Source organism: Paraburkholderia sp. EB58, assembly GCF_050436665.1.
Lineage (GTDB): Bacteria > Pseudomonadota > Gammaproteobacteria > Burkholderiales > Burkholderiaceae > Paraburkholderia.
Genome location: NZ_JBNDMQ010000043.1, coordinates 1 through 16,844 on the forward strand (window position 1 = coordinate 1; position 16,844 = coordinate 16,844).

Annotated in this window: 11 protein-coding genes; 3 read left to right on the forward strand and 8 right to left on the reverse strand. The window is 61.0% G+C overall.

The genetic code is table 11. The features are described 5' to 3' along the window. Positions 1 to 646: 646 nt before the first annotated feature. Both rpoD and P3T40_RS38295 read left to right on the forward strand, forming a co-directional pair. On the forward strand, positions 647 to 2,635 hold the full coding sequence (gene rpoD, locus P3T40_RS38290; protein WP_429272898.1) for an RNA polymerase sigma factor RpoD: 1,989 nt from the start codon (positions 647 to 649) through the stop codon (positions 2,633 to 2,635). A 436-nt stretch (positions 2,636 to 3,071) separates the two neighbouring features. Continuing rightward, entirely contained in the window at positions 3,072 to 4,763 is a 1,692-nt protein-coding gene (locus P3T40_RS38295; protein WP_429272899.1) for a glycoside hydrolase family 13 protein, read from the forward strand. A gap of 9 nt (positions 4,764 to 4,772) precedes the next feature. Here P3T40_RS38295 and P3T40_RS38300 read toward each other — a convergent pair whose 3' ends face one another. The 8 genes from P3T40_RS38300 to P3T40_RS38335 form a co-directional block, all read right to left on the reverse strand. Further along, complete coding sequence (locus P3T40_RS38300) at positions 4,773 to 6,161, reverse strand: FAD-binding oxidoreductase (protein WP_429272900.1); 1,389 nt, start codon at positions 6,159 to 6,161, stop codon at positions 4,773 to 4,775. A 42-nt stretch (positions 6,162 to 6,203) separates the two neighbouring features. Continuing rightward, a complete protein-coding gene (locus tag P3T40_RS38305; RefSeq protein WP_429272901.1) occupies positions 6,204 to 7,373 on the reverse strand; it encodes a fumarylacetoacetate hydrolase family protein in 1,170 nt (389 codons plus the stop codon). A 101-nt stretch (positions 7,374 to 7,474) separates the two neighbouring features. After that, positions 7,475 to 9,517 (reverse strand): acetoacetate--CoA ligase, encoded by a 2,043-nt coding sequence (locus P3T40_RS38310; RefSeq protein WP_429272902.1) that lies wholly within the window; start codon positions 9,515 to 9,517, stop codon positions 7,475 to 7,477. 25 nt (positions 9,518 to 9,542) lie between these two features. Further along, positions 9,543 to 10,256 (reverse strand): ABC transporter ATP-binding protein, encoded by a 714-nt coding sequence (locus P3T40_RS38315; RefSeq protein WP_429272903.1) that lies wholly within the window; start codon positions 10,254 to 10,256, stop codon positions 9,543 to 9,545. Further along, entirely contained in the window at positions 10,256 to 11,029 is a 774-nt protein-coding gene (locus P3T40_RS38320; protein WP_429272904.1) for an ABC transporter ATP-binding protein, read from the reverse strand. The genes P3T40_RS38315 and P3T40_RS38320 overlap by 1 nt, the downstream gene beginning before the upstream one ends. Next, complete coding sequence (locus tag P3T40_RS38325; protein ID WP_429272942.1) at positions 11,026 to 12,306, reverse strand: branched-chain amino acid ABC transporter permease; 1,281 nt, start codon at positions 12,304 to 12,306, stop codon at positions 11,026 to 11,028. The genes P3T40_RS38320 and P3T40_RS38325 overlap by 4 nt, the downstream gene beginning before the upstream one ends. Positions 12,307 to 12,345: 39 nt before the next feature. After that, a complete protein-coding gene (locus tag P3T40_RS38330; RefSeq protein WP_429272905.1) occupies positions 12,346 to 13,293 on the reverse strand; it encodes a branched-chain amino acid ABC transporter permease in 948 nt (315 codons plus the stop codon). Positions 13,294 to 13,409: 116 nt separating this feature from the next. Next, a complete protein-coding gene (locus tag P3T40_RS38335; RefSeq protein ID WP_429272906.1) occupies positions 13,410 to 14,654 on the reverse strand; it encodes a branched-chain amino acid ABC transporter substrate-binding protein in 1,245 nt (414 codons plus the stop codon). 569 nt (positions 14,655 to 15,223) lie between these two features. Here P3T40_RS38335 and P3T40_RS38340 point away from each other — a divergent pair. Continuing rightward, complete coding sequence (locus P3T40_RS38340) at positions 15,224 to 16,762, forward strand: class I adenylate-forming enzyme family protein (protein WP_429272907.1); 1,539 nt, start codon at positions 15,224 to 15,226, stop codon at positions 16,760 to 16,762. Positions 16,763 to 16,844: the final 82 nt, after the last annotated feature.

Sequence of the window (16,844 nt, forward strand, 5' to 3'; positions counted from 1 at the left end):
TAATTTTTAAAGAACTCTCGCTCAGAAGCTCTGCTTTCTTCGCGTCCGTCATCAAACGGGAGGCGAATTATGCGATGCCATCTGGGGCACGTCAACCCCATTCGCGAAAAAAGTTTGTGGGCGCATAGAAGTCAACGCTCGTGACGCTCGGTGCGTTGATGAAGTCGAAGGTCGCGCACTGCATCCTCCCCTATAAGACCAGAGGAAAGGATTCATCCGCGCAGGGCGCAACATGAGGAGCGGCAAACGGTGCCACAAGCACGCGTTGCGTAACTCTCATGTATCTCACGGCAGCACCTTGTCTTGCGGTGAGATCGCCCCTACATATAGGAGCAAGGAGAAAGACCGAGTAACGACGAGGAAACCGTCACAGCGGATGATCTGCCCCCCCCAGGGCGCACACCACTTGACCTTCTTCGATATATATCTCTGGTCTGACGAGAATTCGCCCCCAAGTTCGTATATAATCGCTGGCCGCGCGAATTTCGCGCGCCTCTATGGGCCCGCTTCAGGCGGGCCAATCTTTTCGCTCTTTGCGAGCATAGACAAACCAGCCGCATGTATCACTCAGGTGATGTTGCGGCCTAGCCGAAACGCCTGAGCGCCGCGTCTTGCGCCTCATAGCGAAGCCTTCGAGGAGAAGACATTGAACCCTTTCGATCGGGATGATTCCGGAGACAACACGGCCGGATACTCAATCAAGGCCCCTGCCGGGCGAACCGCCAAAGGCAAGGGCGCGGGTAAAGCGATCCCGGTTGCAGCCGAAACGTCGCAGCAAGTCGAAGAACAGCAACGCCAGATGCGCGCGCTGATCCAGTTGGGCAAGGAGCGCGGCTACCTGACGCACGCGCAGATCAACGATCACCTGCCCGACAACTTCGCGCAAACCGCGGCGATGGAAACCATCGTCGCCACCTTCAACGACATGGGCGTGGCTGTCTACGAGACGGCGCCCGACGCTGAAGCGCTGCTGCTGAACGCCAATTCGCCGGTCGTCTCCGACGACCAGGCCGACGAAGAAGCGGAAGTTGCACTGTCGACGGTCGACTCTGAATTCGGACGCACTACGGACCCCGTGCGCATGTACATGCGCGAAATGGGTGCGACGGAACTGCTGACCCGCGCCGGCGAAATCGCGATTGCCAAGCGCATCGAAGATGGTCTGCACGAAATGGTGCAGGCGATTGCTGCCTGCCCGTCGGCCGTGTCGGCCATTCTGGCTAGCGCCGACCAGGTCGCCGCCGGCGAGTTGCGCATCGACGAACTGGTCGACGGTCTGAACGAAAACACCAACGCGGAAGAAGTGGCGGATGAAAGCGTCGATGCAGCGGCGGATCTGGACACGGACGCCGCCGACAGCGACGACAGTGACGGCGACGACGACATCGCCGCAGACTCCAGCGCTGTCGACGAAGCGCGCCTGAAGAAGCTGACGAGCGACTGCCTCGAGATTTTCGCTCGCGTGCGCACGCGTTTCGAAGAAGTCAGCTCGCTTCACGCTAAGGACGCGTCGTCTTCTGCGGCGCACCTGCGCGCTCGCGAGGACATCCAGCAAGAACTCGCGGCGCTGCGCTTCACCGCGCGTACGATCGACCGCCTGTGCGGCGACGTGCACCACCAGGTCACGCAAGTTCGCGCGATCGAACGGCGCCTTCAGCAAATCGTGCTGGAAAAGAGCGGCATGCCGCGCGAGCTGTTTATCGAGTCGTTCCCCGGCCACGAAACCGATCTGGACTGGACCATGCGTATGGCCGCCAAGTCCAAGGAATTCGGTGCCGCACTGGAGCGTAATCTGCCGGCCATCCAGGCCGAACAGCAAAAGCTGATCGCCATCGAAGCAGCGGTGGCGCTGCCGTTGAAGCAGTTGAAGGAAATCAACCGGAAGATGGTTGCTGCCGAAGCGAAGATGCGCAAGGCGAAGAGCGAGATGATCGAGGCAAATCTGCGTCTCGTCATCTCGATCGCGAAGAAATACGTCAACCGTGGCATGCAGTTCCTGGATCTGATTCAGGAAGGCAACATCGGTCTGATGAAAGCGGTGGACAAGTTCGAATACCGTCGCGGCTGGAAGTTCTCCACGTACGCAACGTGGTGGGTGCGTCAGGCCGTCACGCGTTCACTGGCGGATCAGGCTCGCACGATTCGAGTGCCGGTGCACATGATCGAGACGATCAACAAGCTGAACCGTATTTCGCGCGAGATCCTGCAACAGACCGGACAGGAAGCGCATCCGTCTGTGCTGGCTGCGCGGATGGATCTGTCGGAAGAGAAGGTCCGCAGCATCCTGAAGATCGCCCGCCAGCCGGTTTCGATGGAAACCCCGATGGGCGAAGACGGTGACGCCACGCTGGGCGACATGATCGAAGACTCCTCGGCCACTTCGCCGGCGGAAGCTGCGGTGCAGGCCGATCTGCGGATTGCAATCGACGACGCGCTCGACTCGCTGTCGCCGCGCGAAGCGAAGGTTTTGCGCATGCGTTACGGTATCGACACGAAGTCGGACCATACGCTCGAAGAAGTCGGCAAGCAGTTCGACGTCACGCGCGAGCGGATTCGCCAGATCGAAAGCAAGGCGATGCGCAAGCTGATGCATCCTAGCCGCGCGGATCGACTCAAGTCGTTCCTCGATCGGTAAAGTAGCAGAGGGCTCTGGTTTGAAACCAGAGCCCTTTTTCTTTATGGCGACGGCTTGAATCGGCCGTCGTTATATTTGCGGTAAGTGCCCACCATTAAGCGCCTTCCGCATCAAGAACCGCGCAATAACCGACGCGCGGCACCGTATCCAGTCGCAAGCGCCATCCGGACTCCGTGATCCGGCGCCGCAAGGCCGACACCGGGCGTTGCAGCGAAACACCCTCCGCATCGGCATCCAACAGCGCTCAAGCTGAAGCCGGCCTGCGTGCTGCCGTACATACTCCAGTCAAATTCGCGGGAACGATCTCGCTTAACCAAGGATCGATAGACAACAGACTCGTACGACCCGCCATAGATTCCCGGCAGTAGCGGCCCGCATAATCGGGGTTGCGCGCCGGGGCAGGTCCTGTCCGGGCAGACCCACAAGAGGACACCACATGAATATGCGCACGAAAGAGTTCACCCTTCCTGCAACCGAAGCAGGTGCCGTTGTTGGTACGGAGTGGTGGCGTAGCGCAGTGATCTACCAGATCTACCCGCGCTCTTTCGCGGACGCGGATGGCGACGGCATCGGCGATCTGCCAGGCATCACGTCCAGGCTGCCGTACCTCGCGCGCCTCGGCATCGACGCAATCTGGCTCTCGCCGTTCTATCGCTCCCCTCAGGCCGATGCCGGCTACGACGTGGCCGACTACCGGCTCGTCGATCCGCTGTTCGGCACGCTGGACGACTTCGAGCGCATGCGGCATCAGGCCCACGCGTTGGGCATGAAGGTGATCGTCGATCTGGTGCCCAATCACACCTCCGACGAACACGCCTGGTTCCAGGCGGCGCTGAAGTCGCCGCCCGGCAGCGCCGAACGTGCGCGTTATCTGTTTCGCAACGGCAAGGGTCCGCACGGCGATTTACCGCCGAATAACTGGCAAAGCGTGTTCGGCGGCAACGCCTGGTCGCGAGCGCCAGGGGACTCGCAGTGGTATCTGCACCTGTTCGATCGCAAGCAGCCCGATCTCAACTGGGACCACCCCGAGGTCCGTGCCGAATTCGAGGACGTGCTGCGGTTCTGGCTGGACCGGGGCGTGGATGGCTTCCGGGTCGACGTGGCGCACGGCCTCATCAAGGCGCCGGGGCTGCCTGACTGGGCGGGTCACGCCGCGATGGTGGAGGGTACCGAGGACGGCGAGGGCGGTGACGACACCCCGGGCCCGATGTGGGATCAGGAAGGTGTGCACGACATTTATCGTAGCTGGCGCCGTCTGCTGGACACCTACCCCGGTGAACGGATGATGGTGGCCGAAGCGTGGATCGCGCCGCAAGCGCGGCTCGTCCGCTACATTCGTGGCGATGAAATGCAGCAGGCGTTCAACTTCGACTACCTGCTCGCCCACTGGGACGCGGCTGAAATCCGGGCGGTCGTCGACAGTTCGTTGGCTGCATCGGCGGCGGTCGGTGCGCCCACGACCTGGGTGATGTCCAACCACGACTCCGTACGCCACACATCGCGCTACGGTCTGAGCAAGCCGGGCGCTCGCCCCAAGGGCATTGACGCGACCGGCGAGCAGCCGGACGAAGCGCTGGGACTGCGCCGCGCCCGCGCCGCGGCTTTCCTGACGCTCGCGCTGCCGGGGTCAGCCTACATCTACCAGGGCGAGGAATTGGGCCTGCCCGAGCACACCACGCTGGATGCGCGCTACCGGCAGGATCCCGCGTTTTTCCGCACGCAGGGCGCTGAGATCGGGCGCGATGGCTGCAGGGTGCCGCTGCCTTGGAACGCGGATGCGCCCTCCTTCGGCTTTGGTCCTGGAGAAAAGAGCTGGTTGCCGCAGCCGGAGAATTTCGCGCGCTATGCGGTGGACCGGCAGGACGGCGTGCGCGGCTCGACGCTAGAGCTGTATCGCGAGCTTCTGCGATTGCGGCGCGATTATGCGCTCGGTGGTGGCCGATTGCAGTGGCAGTCTGAGAGCTCATCCAACGTGCTGGTGTTCGACAACGGCACGCTGCGTGTCGTGATCAATCTGGGCATGCGGCCTATCCCTCTGCCTGAGGGTGCCGTGCTGGTGTCGAGCGAGCCGCTGGAGACGCCGGGCGAGTTGCCCGGCAATACGGCGGCGTGGCTGACCTTGAGCTGAGGCAACCCTTCAGAATATCTTCCCTGGATTCAGGATTCCTTGTGGATCGAGCGCCGCCTTCACAGCATGCATCGCGGCGACATCCGCATCGCTGCGGGTGAACCCAAGATACGCTTTCTTCTTGGTACCAATCCCATGCTCTGCGGAAACCGATCCATGGAATTCGCGCGTCACGTCGTAGACCACGTCGTCGATCTCGCCATGCAGCGTCTTCCCCGCTCCCGGCACGTCGACGACGATATGCAGATTGCCGTCCCCAAGATGTCCGTAAATCATCACCAACGCCTGCGGCCAGCACTCACGCAAGCGGATGTCGCAACGCTCGGCGGCATCGCCGACGTCGCTGATTGAAAAACTGACGTCGTACGCAGCATGGTTCGGAATGAACTTCGGATACTCCCCTGGCGCATCACGGATCGCCCAGAAGGCCAGTGCGTCAGACTCGGACGTAGCCAGCGCGGCGTCGCTGACGACATCCTCTTCAAGCATACGGCCGAGAAATTCCTCGAACGCTTGCGTATGCCGCGCCGGATCGCCTCCCACGCTCTCGAGCAGCACGTAAAACGGGTAGCGCTCGTTCACTGGCGCACGCAGGCTCGGCAGATTCGCGAGCACCGCGTCGTAATAGCCGGCCCACATCACCTCGAAGGCGGAGACGCCGGCCGAGAGCCCAGCCTGGGCTTCTTCGAGCAGTTTCGTCACCGCACTGTATGACGGCAACGCACACCACGCGGTCGCTACCGCCCGCGGCCGCGGCCTAAGGCGCAGCACCGCACGCGTGATGACACCGAGTGTGCCCTCGCTGCCGATCAGCAGATTCCGCAGATCGTAGCCGCTATTGTTCTTGATCATCTTGTGCAATGCGCCGATCACCTCGCCGCTTGCCAGCACCGCTTCGAGACCCAGTACCTGATCGCGCATCATCCCGTACTTGATGACACGATTGCCGCCCGCGTTGGTCGCGAGATTCCCGCCTATCGTGCAACTGCCGCGCGCCCCCAGATCGAGTGGAAAGTAAAGCCCCGCATTGAGCGCGGCCTCCTGCACGACCTGTAGCGGCGTGCCGGCTTCGACGGTCATCGTGCTTGATGTACGGTCGCTTTCGACAATGTGGTTCATCCGCTCCAGACTTAGCGCCAGTTCGCCATCGCGCAGATTCGCGCCGCCGACGAGGCCGGTCAGGCCGCCTTGCGTAACAACCGGCTGGCGATACTGATTGCAGATGCGTAACGCTGCTGCGACTTCTTCCGTGTTGCGCGGCCGAATGATGGCGCGCGGCGTCGCGCCCGGCAATCCACTCCAATCCACTACCTGGCGTGTGCCGAATTGCTCCGGTAACGTCACCACGTCCGCGCCAAGCGCCGCAAGTAGCGCCTCGATCACATCCCCTTGCTGCATGACTGCCCCCGTCTTTGCAATAGCAATAGCGCTACGAAGAATTCAAAGCAGCCCGCGTTTCGCAAGACTTTGATACAGCGCTCTCACGCCGAAGGTCCACGGAGGAATTTCAGTGGAAAGCTGTACCGTGTTGACCAGCGCCCCGAGCGAGGGCGTCGCGATCGTCACGACGTCGCCTAGATGATGAGTGAAGCCCGCGCCAGGCGCATCGCGATCCTTGATCGGCGAGAACATCGTGCCGAGGAATAGCATGAAACCGTCGGGGTACTGATGATGTGCGCCGCAGGTCTGCGTGACGAGATCAGCAGGATCACGACTGATCTCCTGCATATGGCTCACGCCGTCGAGCACAAAACCATCCGCGCCTTCGATGCGCAGCGACAAACTCGCCGCACGCACCGTATCCAGCGTGAAACTGTCATCGAACAGGCGTACGAACGGACCGATCGCGCACGAGCCGTTGTTGTCCTTTGCCTTGCCCAGCAGCAACGCCGAGCGGCCTTCGATATCGCGCAAATTCACATCGTTACCCAGCGTTGCGCCGACGATCTGACCTGCACTATTCACGGCCAGCACGATTTCCGGTTCCGGGTTGTTCCAAACCGAGGTGGGATACAGACCCACATCAGCACCAAGCCCCACGGCGGACATGGGCTGCGATTTCGAAAACACCTCGGCGTCCGGCCCGATGCCCACTTCCATGTATTGCGACCACGCCCCGCGTCGCTCGAGTTCGGCTTTGAGTTTCATCGCAGCGTCCGAGCCGGGCTTGATCTTCGCCAGGTCAGTGCCAATCAGTTCTGTGATGGTCCGACGCACTTCGACCGCTTTGGCGGCGTCGCCACCCGCCTGCTCCTCGATCACCCGTTCAAGCAGGCTCACCGTGAACGTCACGCCGCACGCCTTGATGGCCTGCACATCGCACGGCGCAAGCAGTCGTGTGCCCGCTTGACCGGCGGGCGCGAAGCTCGCTTCAATCAGCGCATTGACCGGGCCTAGCGCCTCGCCAGACGCATCGCGGGCGATTTGCACGGCATCAGTCCGGTCGAACAGATCGGCCGTAGTGGCTACCGTGGACGTGATATCGAAGACCTGGCCACCGCGGACCACCACGACGGACGGTCCATCAACCGGCGCGGGGCGCCAGACGCGGCCTATCAGCAGCGCGTGTTCGAGGTCATCGGGAAGGCAAGAGGCAGGATCGAGGCGCATTTCGTCATGTCCGGAACGTTGACTAAAAACTGATCCTATCCATGCGCTCGCGCAGTGTCCACCCTATTAATGCACGCCGCACTTTCTGGGAACGTGCGGCGCTAAACGCGACGACGACGCGCCGCGTGGGCGGCCGCCTGTTGCACATACCAGTCCAGACATTGCGGATTCGCCATAGCCTCGCGGTTGACCACCTTCTCAAGCGCATGGCCGAGAAACAGCTTCTTGATCGGCACTTCCTGCTTCTTGCCGGACAAGGTGCGCGGAATTTCCGGCGCCTGCAGGATCTGATCCGGCACGAAGCGCGGCGACAGCGAAGTCCTGATGGCCGCCGCCAAACATGCTTCCAGCGCCGCATCCAGCATGAGTCCCTCGCGCAGTACGACAAAGAGCGCCAGATAGCTTTCGCGTCCGAGAAACTCGAGATCGATCACCATCGAATCGAGCACTTCGGGCAGCGCCTCAACCGCGGCGTAGATCTCACTGGTGCCCATACGCAAGCCGCTACGGTTGATCGTGGCGTCGCTGCGACCATAGATCGTGCACGCGCCGTCTGCATCGATCTTGAGCCAGTCGCCGTGACGCCACACACCGGGGTAGACGTCGAAATAGCTCGACAGGTAGCGGGCATTGCCTGCGTCGCCCCAGAAATACAGCGGCATAGCAGGAATGGGACGCGTGCATACCAGTTCGCCTACTTCGCCAATCACCGCTTGCCCTGCGTCGTTCCAGGCTTCGACCGCGGCTCCTAGTTGGCGGCACTGCATCCGTCCCGGCACCTGCGGCAGTTCACGGTTGCCGGTGAGGAAATTGCCGCTCAGATCGGTGCCACCGGAGATATTGAGCCACCAGATGTCCGGTGTACCGATGGCGGCGAATTGCGTAGTGCCCCAGCGCTGCACGTCCTCCGGCAGCGGCGAGCCGGTCGTGCCGATGGCGCGCAACCGTGAGAGGTCACCGCAATCGGCCAGTGACAAACCCGTCTTCATGCAGTTGCCATGGAAAGCTGCGCCGGCGCCGAGGATGGTGACCTTGTGGCGGGCGGCGAAGCGCCACAGCACGCCCCAGTCGGGGTGTTCCTTGCTGCCGCTGGGACTGCCGTCGTAGAGGCAGATTGTCGTGCCGACCAGCAAACCCGATATCTGCACATTCCACATGATCCAGCCGGTCGAGGTGTACCAGTGGAACCGTTCGCCGCGGTTGTTGCTGCCATAGCTCGCGCCATAGTCGGTGTGCAGCACGACGCTTAGCCCGGTGACCAGAACGCCACCGTGGCTTTGCACGATCGCTTTGGGCAGGCCCGTGGTACCGCTCGAATAGACCACCCACAGTGGATGATCAAATGGCAACCACTCGGGGACAAAGGCTGCGGTGGCTGGATCGTTGCGTGCGACTGTATCGGCGAAGCTCAGCGCGCCGGCCACTAGCGATGCCGCATGAGGCGTTTCCAGCACGATCAACGTATGCACGTCCGGCAACGCGGCACGCAACGAGGCCACTACCTGGCTGCGATCCATCGACCGGCCTGCGTAGCGGACACCGTCGGCGGCGATCAAGACGCGCGGCTCGATTTGACGGAAGCGGTCAATTACCGCCTGCAACCCCATATCGGGCGCGCACACGCTCCACACCGCGCCAATGCTGCAGCAGGCGAGAAACGCCACTATCGTCTCAGGCACGTTGGGCAAATAAGCCACCACGCGATCGCCACGTTGCACGCCGTGCTCACGCAAGGTCAATGCAAGCGAGGCCACCTGGCGCTTCAATTCGGCCCAACCGAGCTCCCGTATCCAGCCCTGCTCGTCCTCGCTGACAATTGCGGGCACGCCCGCTTCATGTGCGGCGTCCACATGCCGAAGCACCTGGCGCGCGTAGTTCACCTGAGCGCCAGGAAACCAGCGCGCGCCGGGCATACGCTCCTCGGCCAGCACCGCGCTATAGGGCGTAGGCGATTGCATGCCGCCGTACTCCCAGACGCTTGCCCAGAACGCGTCGAGATCCGTGACCGACCAGCGCCACAGTGCATCGTACGAATCGAACGAGAGGCCACGGTTCCGCTGCAGCCAGTCCTGGTACAGGCAGATTTGAGGAATGCAGGCGGTGCTAACGGGCCGGCATTCGGCGACAGAATCTGTTTGGTTCATATTTCCGGTCGGCAATAAAACAGCGCTAAACCTCCAGCCACTCCTTGCGAACCTGCGCATTGGACTTCAGCTCGGCAGGCGTCCCCTCGAAAACGATGTTCCCGTGACCCATGACATAGACACGCTGCGAGATGTCGAGCGCAATGGCGAGCTTCTGCTCGATCAGCAGCACCGACACACCGCGTTCCTTGAGCGCTTGCAGATACTCGGCGACCAGCGCCACCAGCTTCGGTGCGAGTCCTTCCGTGGGCTCGTCGATGAGGATCAGGTCCGGGTCGCCCATCAGCGTGCGGCACAGCGTCAACATCTGCTGCTCGCCCCCTGATAACACTCCCGCTGCGGTGTTTTCCCGCTCCTTCAGGCGCGGAAACATTTCATACATCTCCGCCAGCGTCCAGCGTGGTTTGCGATGGCGCCGACTACGTTTCTCACCTAGCAACAGATTCTGGCGCACGGTCAGCGTGGGGAAGATGTCGCGATTCTCGGGAACGTACCCGATGCCCAATTGCGCGATCTCAAAGGTGCGGCGCCCCAAGATCTCCTCATCGCGAAAGCGCACCGAGCCCGCGGCCTTGACCATCCCAAGAATCGTTTTAGCCATGGTGGAGCGCCCTACTCCGTTGCGCCCAAGCAAGGTGACGATTTCGCCCTCGTCGACATGCGCGTCGACGCCTTGCAGAATGTGGCTCTTGCCGTAATAGGCGTGCAAGCCTTGCACGTCGAGCATACGCTGGGTCATCAGTGCGCTCCTTCGATGGAGCTTTCGTCGAGGGAAGCGCCAAGATAGGCCTCCTTGACCTTGCTGTTGTTGCGGATCGCTTCGGGCGTATCCGTCGCGATGACCTCGCCGTAGACCAGCACCGAAATGCGATCCGCGAGACCAAACACGACGCCCATGTCGTGCTCGACCATCACCAGCGTTTTGCCCACCGTGACATTGCGAATCAACTCCACGGCCTGCTCTGTTTCCGAACGGCTCATGCCCGCTGTAGGCTCGTCGAGCAGGATCACCTCGGCGCCACCGGCGATGGTGATGCCAATCTCCAGCGCGCGCTGTTCAGCGTAGGTCAAGAGGCTCGCCTGCGTGTCACGGCGGCGCTGCAGTCCGATCAGTTCGAGCACCTCGTCGGCGCGCTGGCGCGCATCATGCAGCTTGGCCAGTCGATGCCAAAACGAGTATTTGTAGCCGAGTGACCATAGCACCGCGCAACGCAGGTTCTCGAACACCGAGAGCCGATGAAAAATATTCGTGATCTGGAAGCTGCGCGAAAGCCCCATGCGATTGATCACGAAGGGCTTGAGGCCGCCAATCTCGACACCATTGAGCTTGACCGAGCCGGAAGTGGGTTCGCAACGCCCGGAAATCAGATTAAAAGTGGTCGACTTGCCCGCGCCGTTGGGGCCGATCAGCGCATGACGCTCACCCTTAGGAATGCTCAGGTTCACCCCACGGATGATCTCCGTCTGGCCAAAGTTCTTGGTGAGTTCGCTCAATTCAAGGACGGCCGTCATGCCTCGCCTCCTGCCATCTCCGCCTGAACTGCGTCCCAGGTTTGATGCACGCGCGCCACTGCTGCGCGCCAGGCCAGCGCTCCAGCTAGCCACAGTGCCACGGCAACCGCCCAAGGCTTGAACGACGCCGCATCGAAGCCGAAGCCCGCTAGCGTCATGCTGGTGCCATTGTCGCTGTCGATCCGCAGCTTGTAGGTCAGCTCCACGGTCAGGATCAACGCGGCCAGCAAGATCAGGCCGGCGCCCAATGCGACTGAGTAGGAGGGCAGCATGCGGCCCAGCTTGCGCTTAGCCAGCAGCGGCACCTGCTTCATCAGCAGACTGGACATGCCCCCCGGCACGAACATCACCATCAGCACGAAGAAGAGACCCAGATAAAGCAGCCACGCCTGGGTCAGGCTAGATAGCGCGACGGCGAACAGCACAAACACCGCCGCGCCGATGACCGGCCCAAAGAAGAAGCCACCGCCTCCAATGAAGGTGGCCAGCAACACGCTGCCGGAGTGCACGGCGCCCACATTCTCCGCCGACACAATCTCAAAGTTGATGACCGACAGCCCCCCGGAAATACCGGCAAAAAAGGCAGAAAGGATCACCACCAGGTAGCGCACGCGCTGGGTGTTGTAACCAACGAACTCGGCCCGCTCGGCATTGTCACGCACGGCGTTGGCGATGCGGCCTAAAGGGGTGTGCGTCCACGCATACATCGCAATCATCGACAGCAGGCACCACACCGCGATCAGGTAATACACCTGGCGCCCTGGGCCATATGTGATGCCGAGCACTGGGTTGCCGACTACCCGGTTAGTTGAAATGCCGCCCTCGCCGCCAAAGAAGTCGGGAAACATCAACGAACTGGCGAACACCATCTCGCCAATACCCAACGTGATCATCGCGAAGGTGGTGCCCGCTTTGCGCGTGGTCACATAACCGAACAGCACGCCGAAGAATGCGCCCCCGATGCCACCCACCAGCGGCAGCAACGAGACAGGGAACCAGAACTCGCCTGCACCGATCTGGTTGAGCACATGCACGGCAACGAACGCACCCATACCCGAATAAACCGCGTGTCCGAAGGACAACATGCCGGACTGGCCGAGCAGCATGTTGTACGACAGCGCGAAGATAATCATGATCCCCATCTGCGACAACAGGGTGATGGCAAAGCCGCTGGAAAAGATCAGCGGCGCCACCAACATCACGAGTGCTGTCAGCCCCCAGATCAGGTAGCGTGTGAGATGACGTGGGGGAGAAGCAGAACGGCCTTCTTGGGCCATGGCCTGCTCGTAGCTATGCCTCAGGATAGGTTTCATGATCTAGCCCTCCCGGGTTCCCATGAGACCACGCGGGCGCACAATCATCATGACCACCATCAGAAGATAAGGCAGCACCGGCGCCATCTGCGACACGGTCAGCTTCCACACCGAGGACAGCGGCGTCGCGCTCGTTACATGTAGACCGATAAAGCCGAACAGGTCGGCGAGCGAGGCGTCGATGGTGACGGCAAACGTCTGCAGCAGTCCGATCAGCAGCGACGCGATAAACGCCCCCGCGAGCGATCCCATCCCACCCACCACTGCCACGACAAACACAATGGTGCCAACCGAAGCAGCCATCGACGGCGAAGTGACGAAGGCATTTCCGCCAATCACGCCCGCTAGCCCCGCGAGCGCGGCACCACCGGCGAACACCAGCATGAACACGCGCTGCACATTGTGGCCGAGCGCTTCAACCATCTGCGGATGCGTCAGCGCGGCCTGGATCACGAGCCCGATGCGCGTGCGGGTGAGTACGAGGTACATCGTCACCAGCATCAACACCGACACCAGCATCATGAAGGCACGGTACTTGGGAAACACCGACGTGAACACCTGAAACAGCGGGCCGTCGAGTTCCTGTGGAATGCGGTAAGGCACAGCGGACTGCCCCCAGACCAGCTTGACGGCCTCTTCGATCAGATAGGCGAGGCCGAAAGTGAACAGCAGTTCGGCCACATGCCCGTACTTATGCACGGTGCGCAGCCCGAAACGTTCGACCAGCGCCCCGACGACCACTACCAGCAGCGGAGCCAATACAAGCGCCGGCCAAAAACCGATCTTGCTGGCGATGGCGTACGCGAAATAAGCACCCAGCATGTAGAAACTGGCGTGCGCGAAATTGAGCACGCCCATCATGCTGAAGATCAGCGTAAGCCCCGACGACAGCAGGAACAGCAGCAGCCCGTAGCTGATGCCGTTCAACAAGGAGATGACGAAGAATTCCACAGACAATGTTCCTTACTTCTTGCGGCAGCGTCGACGAGCGCGCGGTTAGCGATGGAAAAGCGGCCGGGCTAACCCGGCCTTCACCACATCCTTCATCCGGCACCTGACATCCCGGCCTAGTTCGGCCGCTTCATCTGGCACGTGGTCGGTTGGACCGCTGACGAAGCGTCAAGCTGCGCGTCGGTTCGCCAGCCATAGCCCGTCTTCTCCTGGTCGTACTTGACGTCTTTGCCATCCGCCTTGACCCAGGTCGCGATCACGAGAGGCTGTTGCGCCTGATGATCGGAGGCGCGCATCTCCACGATGCCGTTCAGACTCTGGACCTTCATGCCTTCCATCGCCTTGGCCACCTTCACCGGATCGGTGGACTTGGTCTCCTTCATCGCCTTGCTCAACATCGCGACCGCAGTATAGGCCGCCATTTCGAAGAAATCGTCGTCGTATTTCTTCTTGAAGCCATCCATGATCTGATCGGCTTGCGGCGGATTACCCTTGGAATTCGGGCCCATATAACCAACATACCTGACGCGGTCGGCACCCGCCGCCCCCATCGCCGTCGGCACACCGGTCGTGGCGGCGTAGTAAGTATAGTAATTCGCGGTCACGCCTGCGTCCTTGCCAGCCTTGATCAGCAGCGCCAGATCGCTGCCCCAGTTACCCGTGATCACCGTATCGGCGCCGGATGCCTTGATCTTGCTGGCATAGGGCGAGAAATCCTTAACCTGCGCCAGCGGGTGAAAATCGTCGCCCACAATCTGGATATCCGGACGCTTGCGTTTGAGATCTTCCTGTGCGACACGCGACACATCATGGCCGAAGGAATAGTCCTGATCTATCAGGTAGACCTTCTTGACGTTCGGATCTTTGGCGAGAAAGCTGGTTAACGCTTCCATCTTCATATCGGCGTTGGCATCGAAGCGGAAGTGCCAATAGTCACACTTGCTATTGGTCATGGTCGGATCCACTGCGGCGAAATTCAGGTAGATGATCTCCTTGCCGGGATTGCGCGCATTGTACTTGGACACCGCATCTTCAAGCGCGAGGCCCACTGAGGAACCGTTACCCTGCGCGATATAGCGGATGCCCTGATCGGCAGCCTCATTGAGTAACGTGAGACTCTGCTGCGGCGACAGCTTGTTGTCGAACGGGACCATTTCGAATTTCTGGCCGCCGGCCCAGTCCTGCTGGTTGGCCACCTCCGTAACGTATTGCCAGCTCTTCAGCTCGTTGTTCCCCAACGAACCCATCAGGCCCGACAGCGTATCGATATACGCGATCTTGACTGTTTCTGCCGAAGCGGCACCAGAAGCTAGCGCCATAAAAATCGTTGCGCCAGCAACCAAGGAACGCATCTTGTTCATTCAGTTGTCTCCTATGATTTCAGGATCGAGTCTCTATCTTAGGTATAACTAACTATATGCGAAGGCGGCCCGAGCACAGACGTTTGTGCTTGGCACGATAAGGCGATGGAGGCGGTGCTACTACGGTAGGTGAACGAGAACGGCTGGCCGACATGCTTCGTATCTCCATGTCAACTGAAGTTGCTTCAATTGACGAAGTGACGCGCGTCTATCAGGGCGTGGCTATCTGGGGATTCGACATACAATTTCGCACGACCGTTCGGAGCGTGTCAACGGGCAAACCACGCAAATGGCGTCACTCGCAGGGGTTAGCCGGGAAAACACCTAGCACCAGGTGACGTGCAATAGAAAGTGAATGAACGTGCTTTTATTTACATGGCTAGGGCTCGCACGTATGATCTTCGAACAGTCAGAACTAGACATCTGCACTACAGAAGAACATGGAGGAGCGTTGTAATGCCCGTGAAAGACGTATTTCGACAGTACCGAAAGGCGACGTCGTGCGCTGTATCGATCGTGTGCAACGAGCCGTGCGGAGGTACGTGCAAATGACATGGCTCGACTCATTGATGAACGAACCCTTCGTTTGCATTACCGATATGATCCGCCGCTTCGCGACCGAGCGTGGCGATCACGCCGCCTTGATCTGCGACGGCGAGGTCGTCACTTACGCTGACCTCGATGCGAAAGTCGACCGCTTCGCGGCTGCACTACAGCGCGATGGCCTCAAGCCTTGCGACGCGATTGCGCTGTGCGCGACAGCATCGGTCGAATACGTGGTGGCATTTCTCGGCGGCCTGAGGGCGGGTGCGGCAGTTGCACCGCTCGCGCCATCGTCGAGTGCTGCGAGCCTCGTCAGCATGATCGGCAATTCGGGCGCACGGCTGCTATTTCTGGACGCCGAGGTCCAGCGCCTGCTTGAACCGGTCGCGGGCGAGGTCAACGCTTTAGCCATTGGACTTGACGGGCACCCGGGCAGCGTCGCGCTTCAGACATGGCTCGCGCCTTTCGGCGCAGCGCCCGTGCCGCTGGCGATCGAGCCCGCGTGGCCATTCAATATCATCTATTCGTCCGGCACGACCGGTACGCCGAAAGGCATCGTGCAGTCGCACGGCATGCGCTGGGCCTATGCGCAGCGCAGCATCGAACGCGGCTATGGTCCGCATGCCACGACGCTGATCTCGACACCCTTGTACTCGAATACCACCCTCGTGAGCTTCATGCCGACACTCACGTTCGGGGGCACAGTCGTGCTGATGTCGAAATTCGACACGTCGCGGTACCTGGCGCTCGCGCAGCAATATCGTGCGACGCACACCATGCTCGTACCGGTCCAGTATCAGCGGCTGATGGCGCACCCCGACTTCGACCGCTACGACCTGTCCAGCTTCCAGGCGAAGTTCTGTACTAGTGCGCCGTTCGCGGCCAGCGTGAAGGCCGACGTGGTACGGCGCTGGCCCGGCAAACTAACCGAGTACTACGGCATGACGGAAGGCGGCGGCTCATGCCAGTTGGAGGCGCACGCGTTCCCCGACAAACTGCATACGGTCGGCAAGCCCGTGGAAGGCCACGATATCCGCCTGATCGACGAGCAGGGCAATGAGGTGACGCAAGGCGAAGTCGGCGAAATCGTCGGCCACTCGCCGGCCATGATGACCGGCTACTACCGGCAACCGGAGAAAACCGCCGACGCGGAATGGTACGACCCGAGCGGCAAGCGCTTCATCCGCACCGGGGATATGGGACGCTTCGACGAGGACGGCTTTCTGACGCTACTCGACCGCAAGAAGGACATGATCATTTCGGGCGGCTTCAACGTGTACCCAAGCGATCTGGAGGCGGAACTGCGTGCGCATCCGGACGTTGCGGATGCAGCCGTGATCGGCGCGCAGTCGGAGCAATGGGGCGAAACGCCTGTGGCGTTCGTCGTACGCCTGCCAGGAGCCACACTTGACGAAGACGCGATGCTGGCGTGGATCAATGTACGTTTGGGAAAGACGCAGCGGCTCTCCGCACTGCGATTCATTGATGAACTGCCGCGCAGTCCGATCGGCAAAGTGCTGAAACGGGAGTTGCGTGAGCAGCTCAATGCCGCCGCGCAACCCTAAGTAAAAAGGCGGTGCTTTCCAACAAGAAAGCACCGCCCGTCTGTCGCATTGCGATTCAGGTTCGCAAAACCAAGCGCGATTT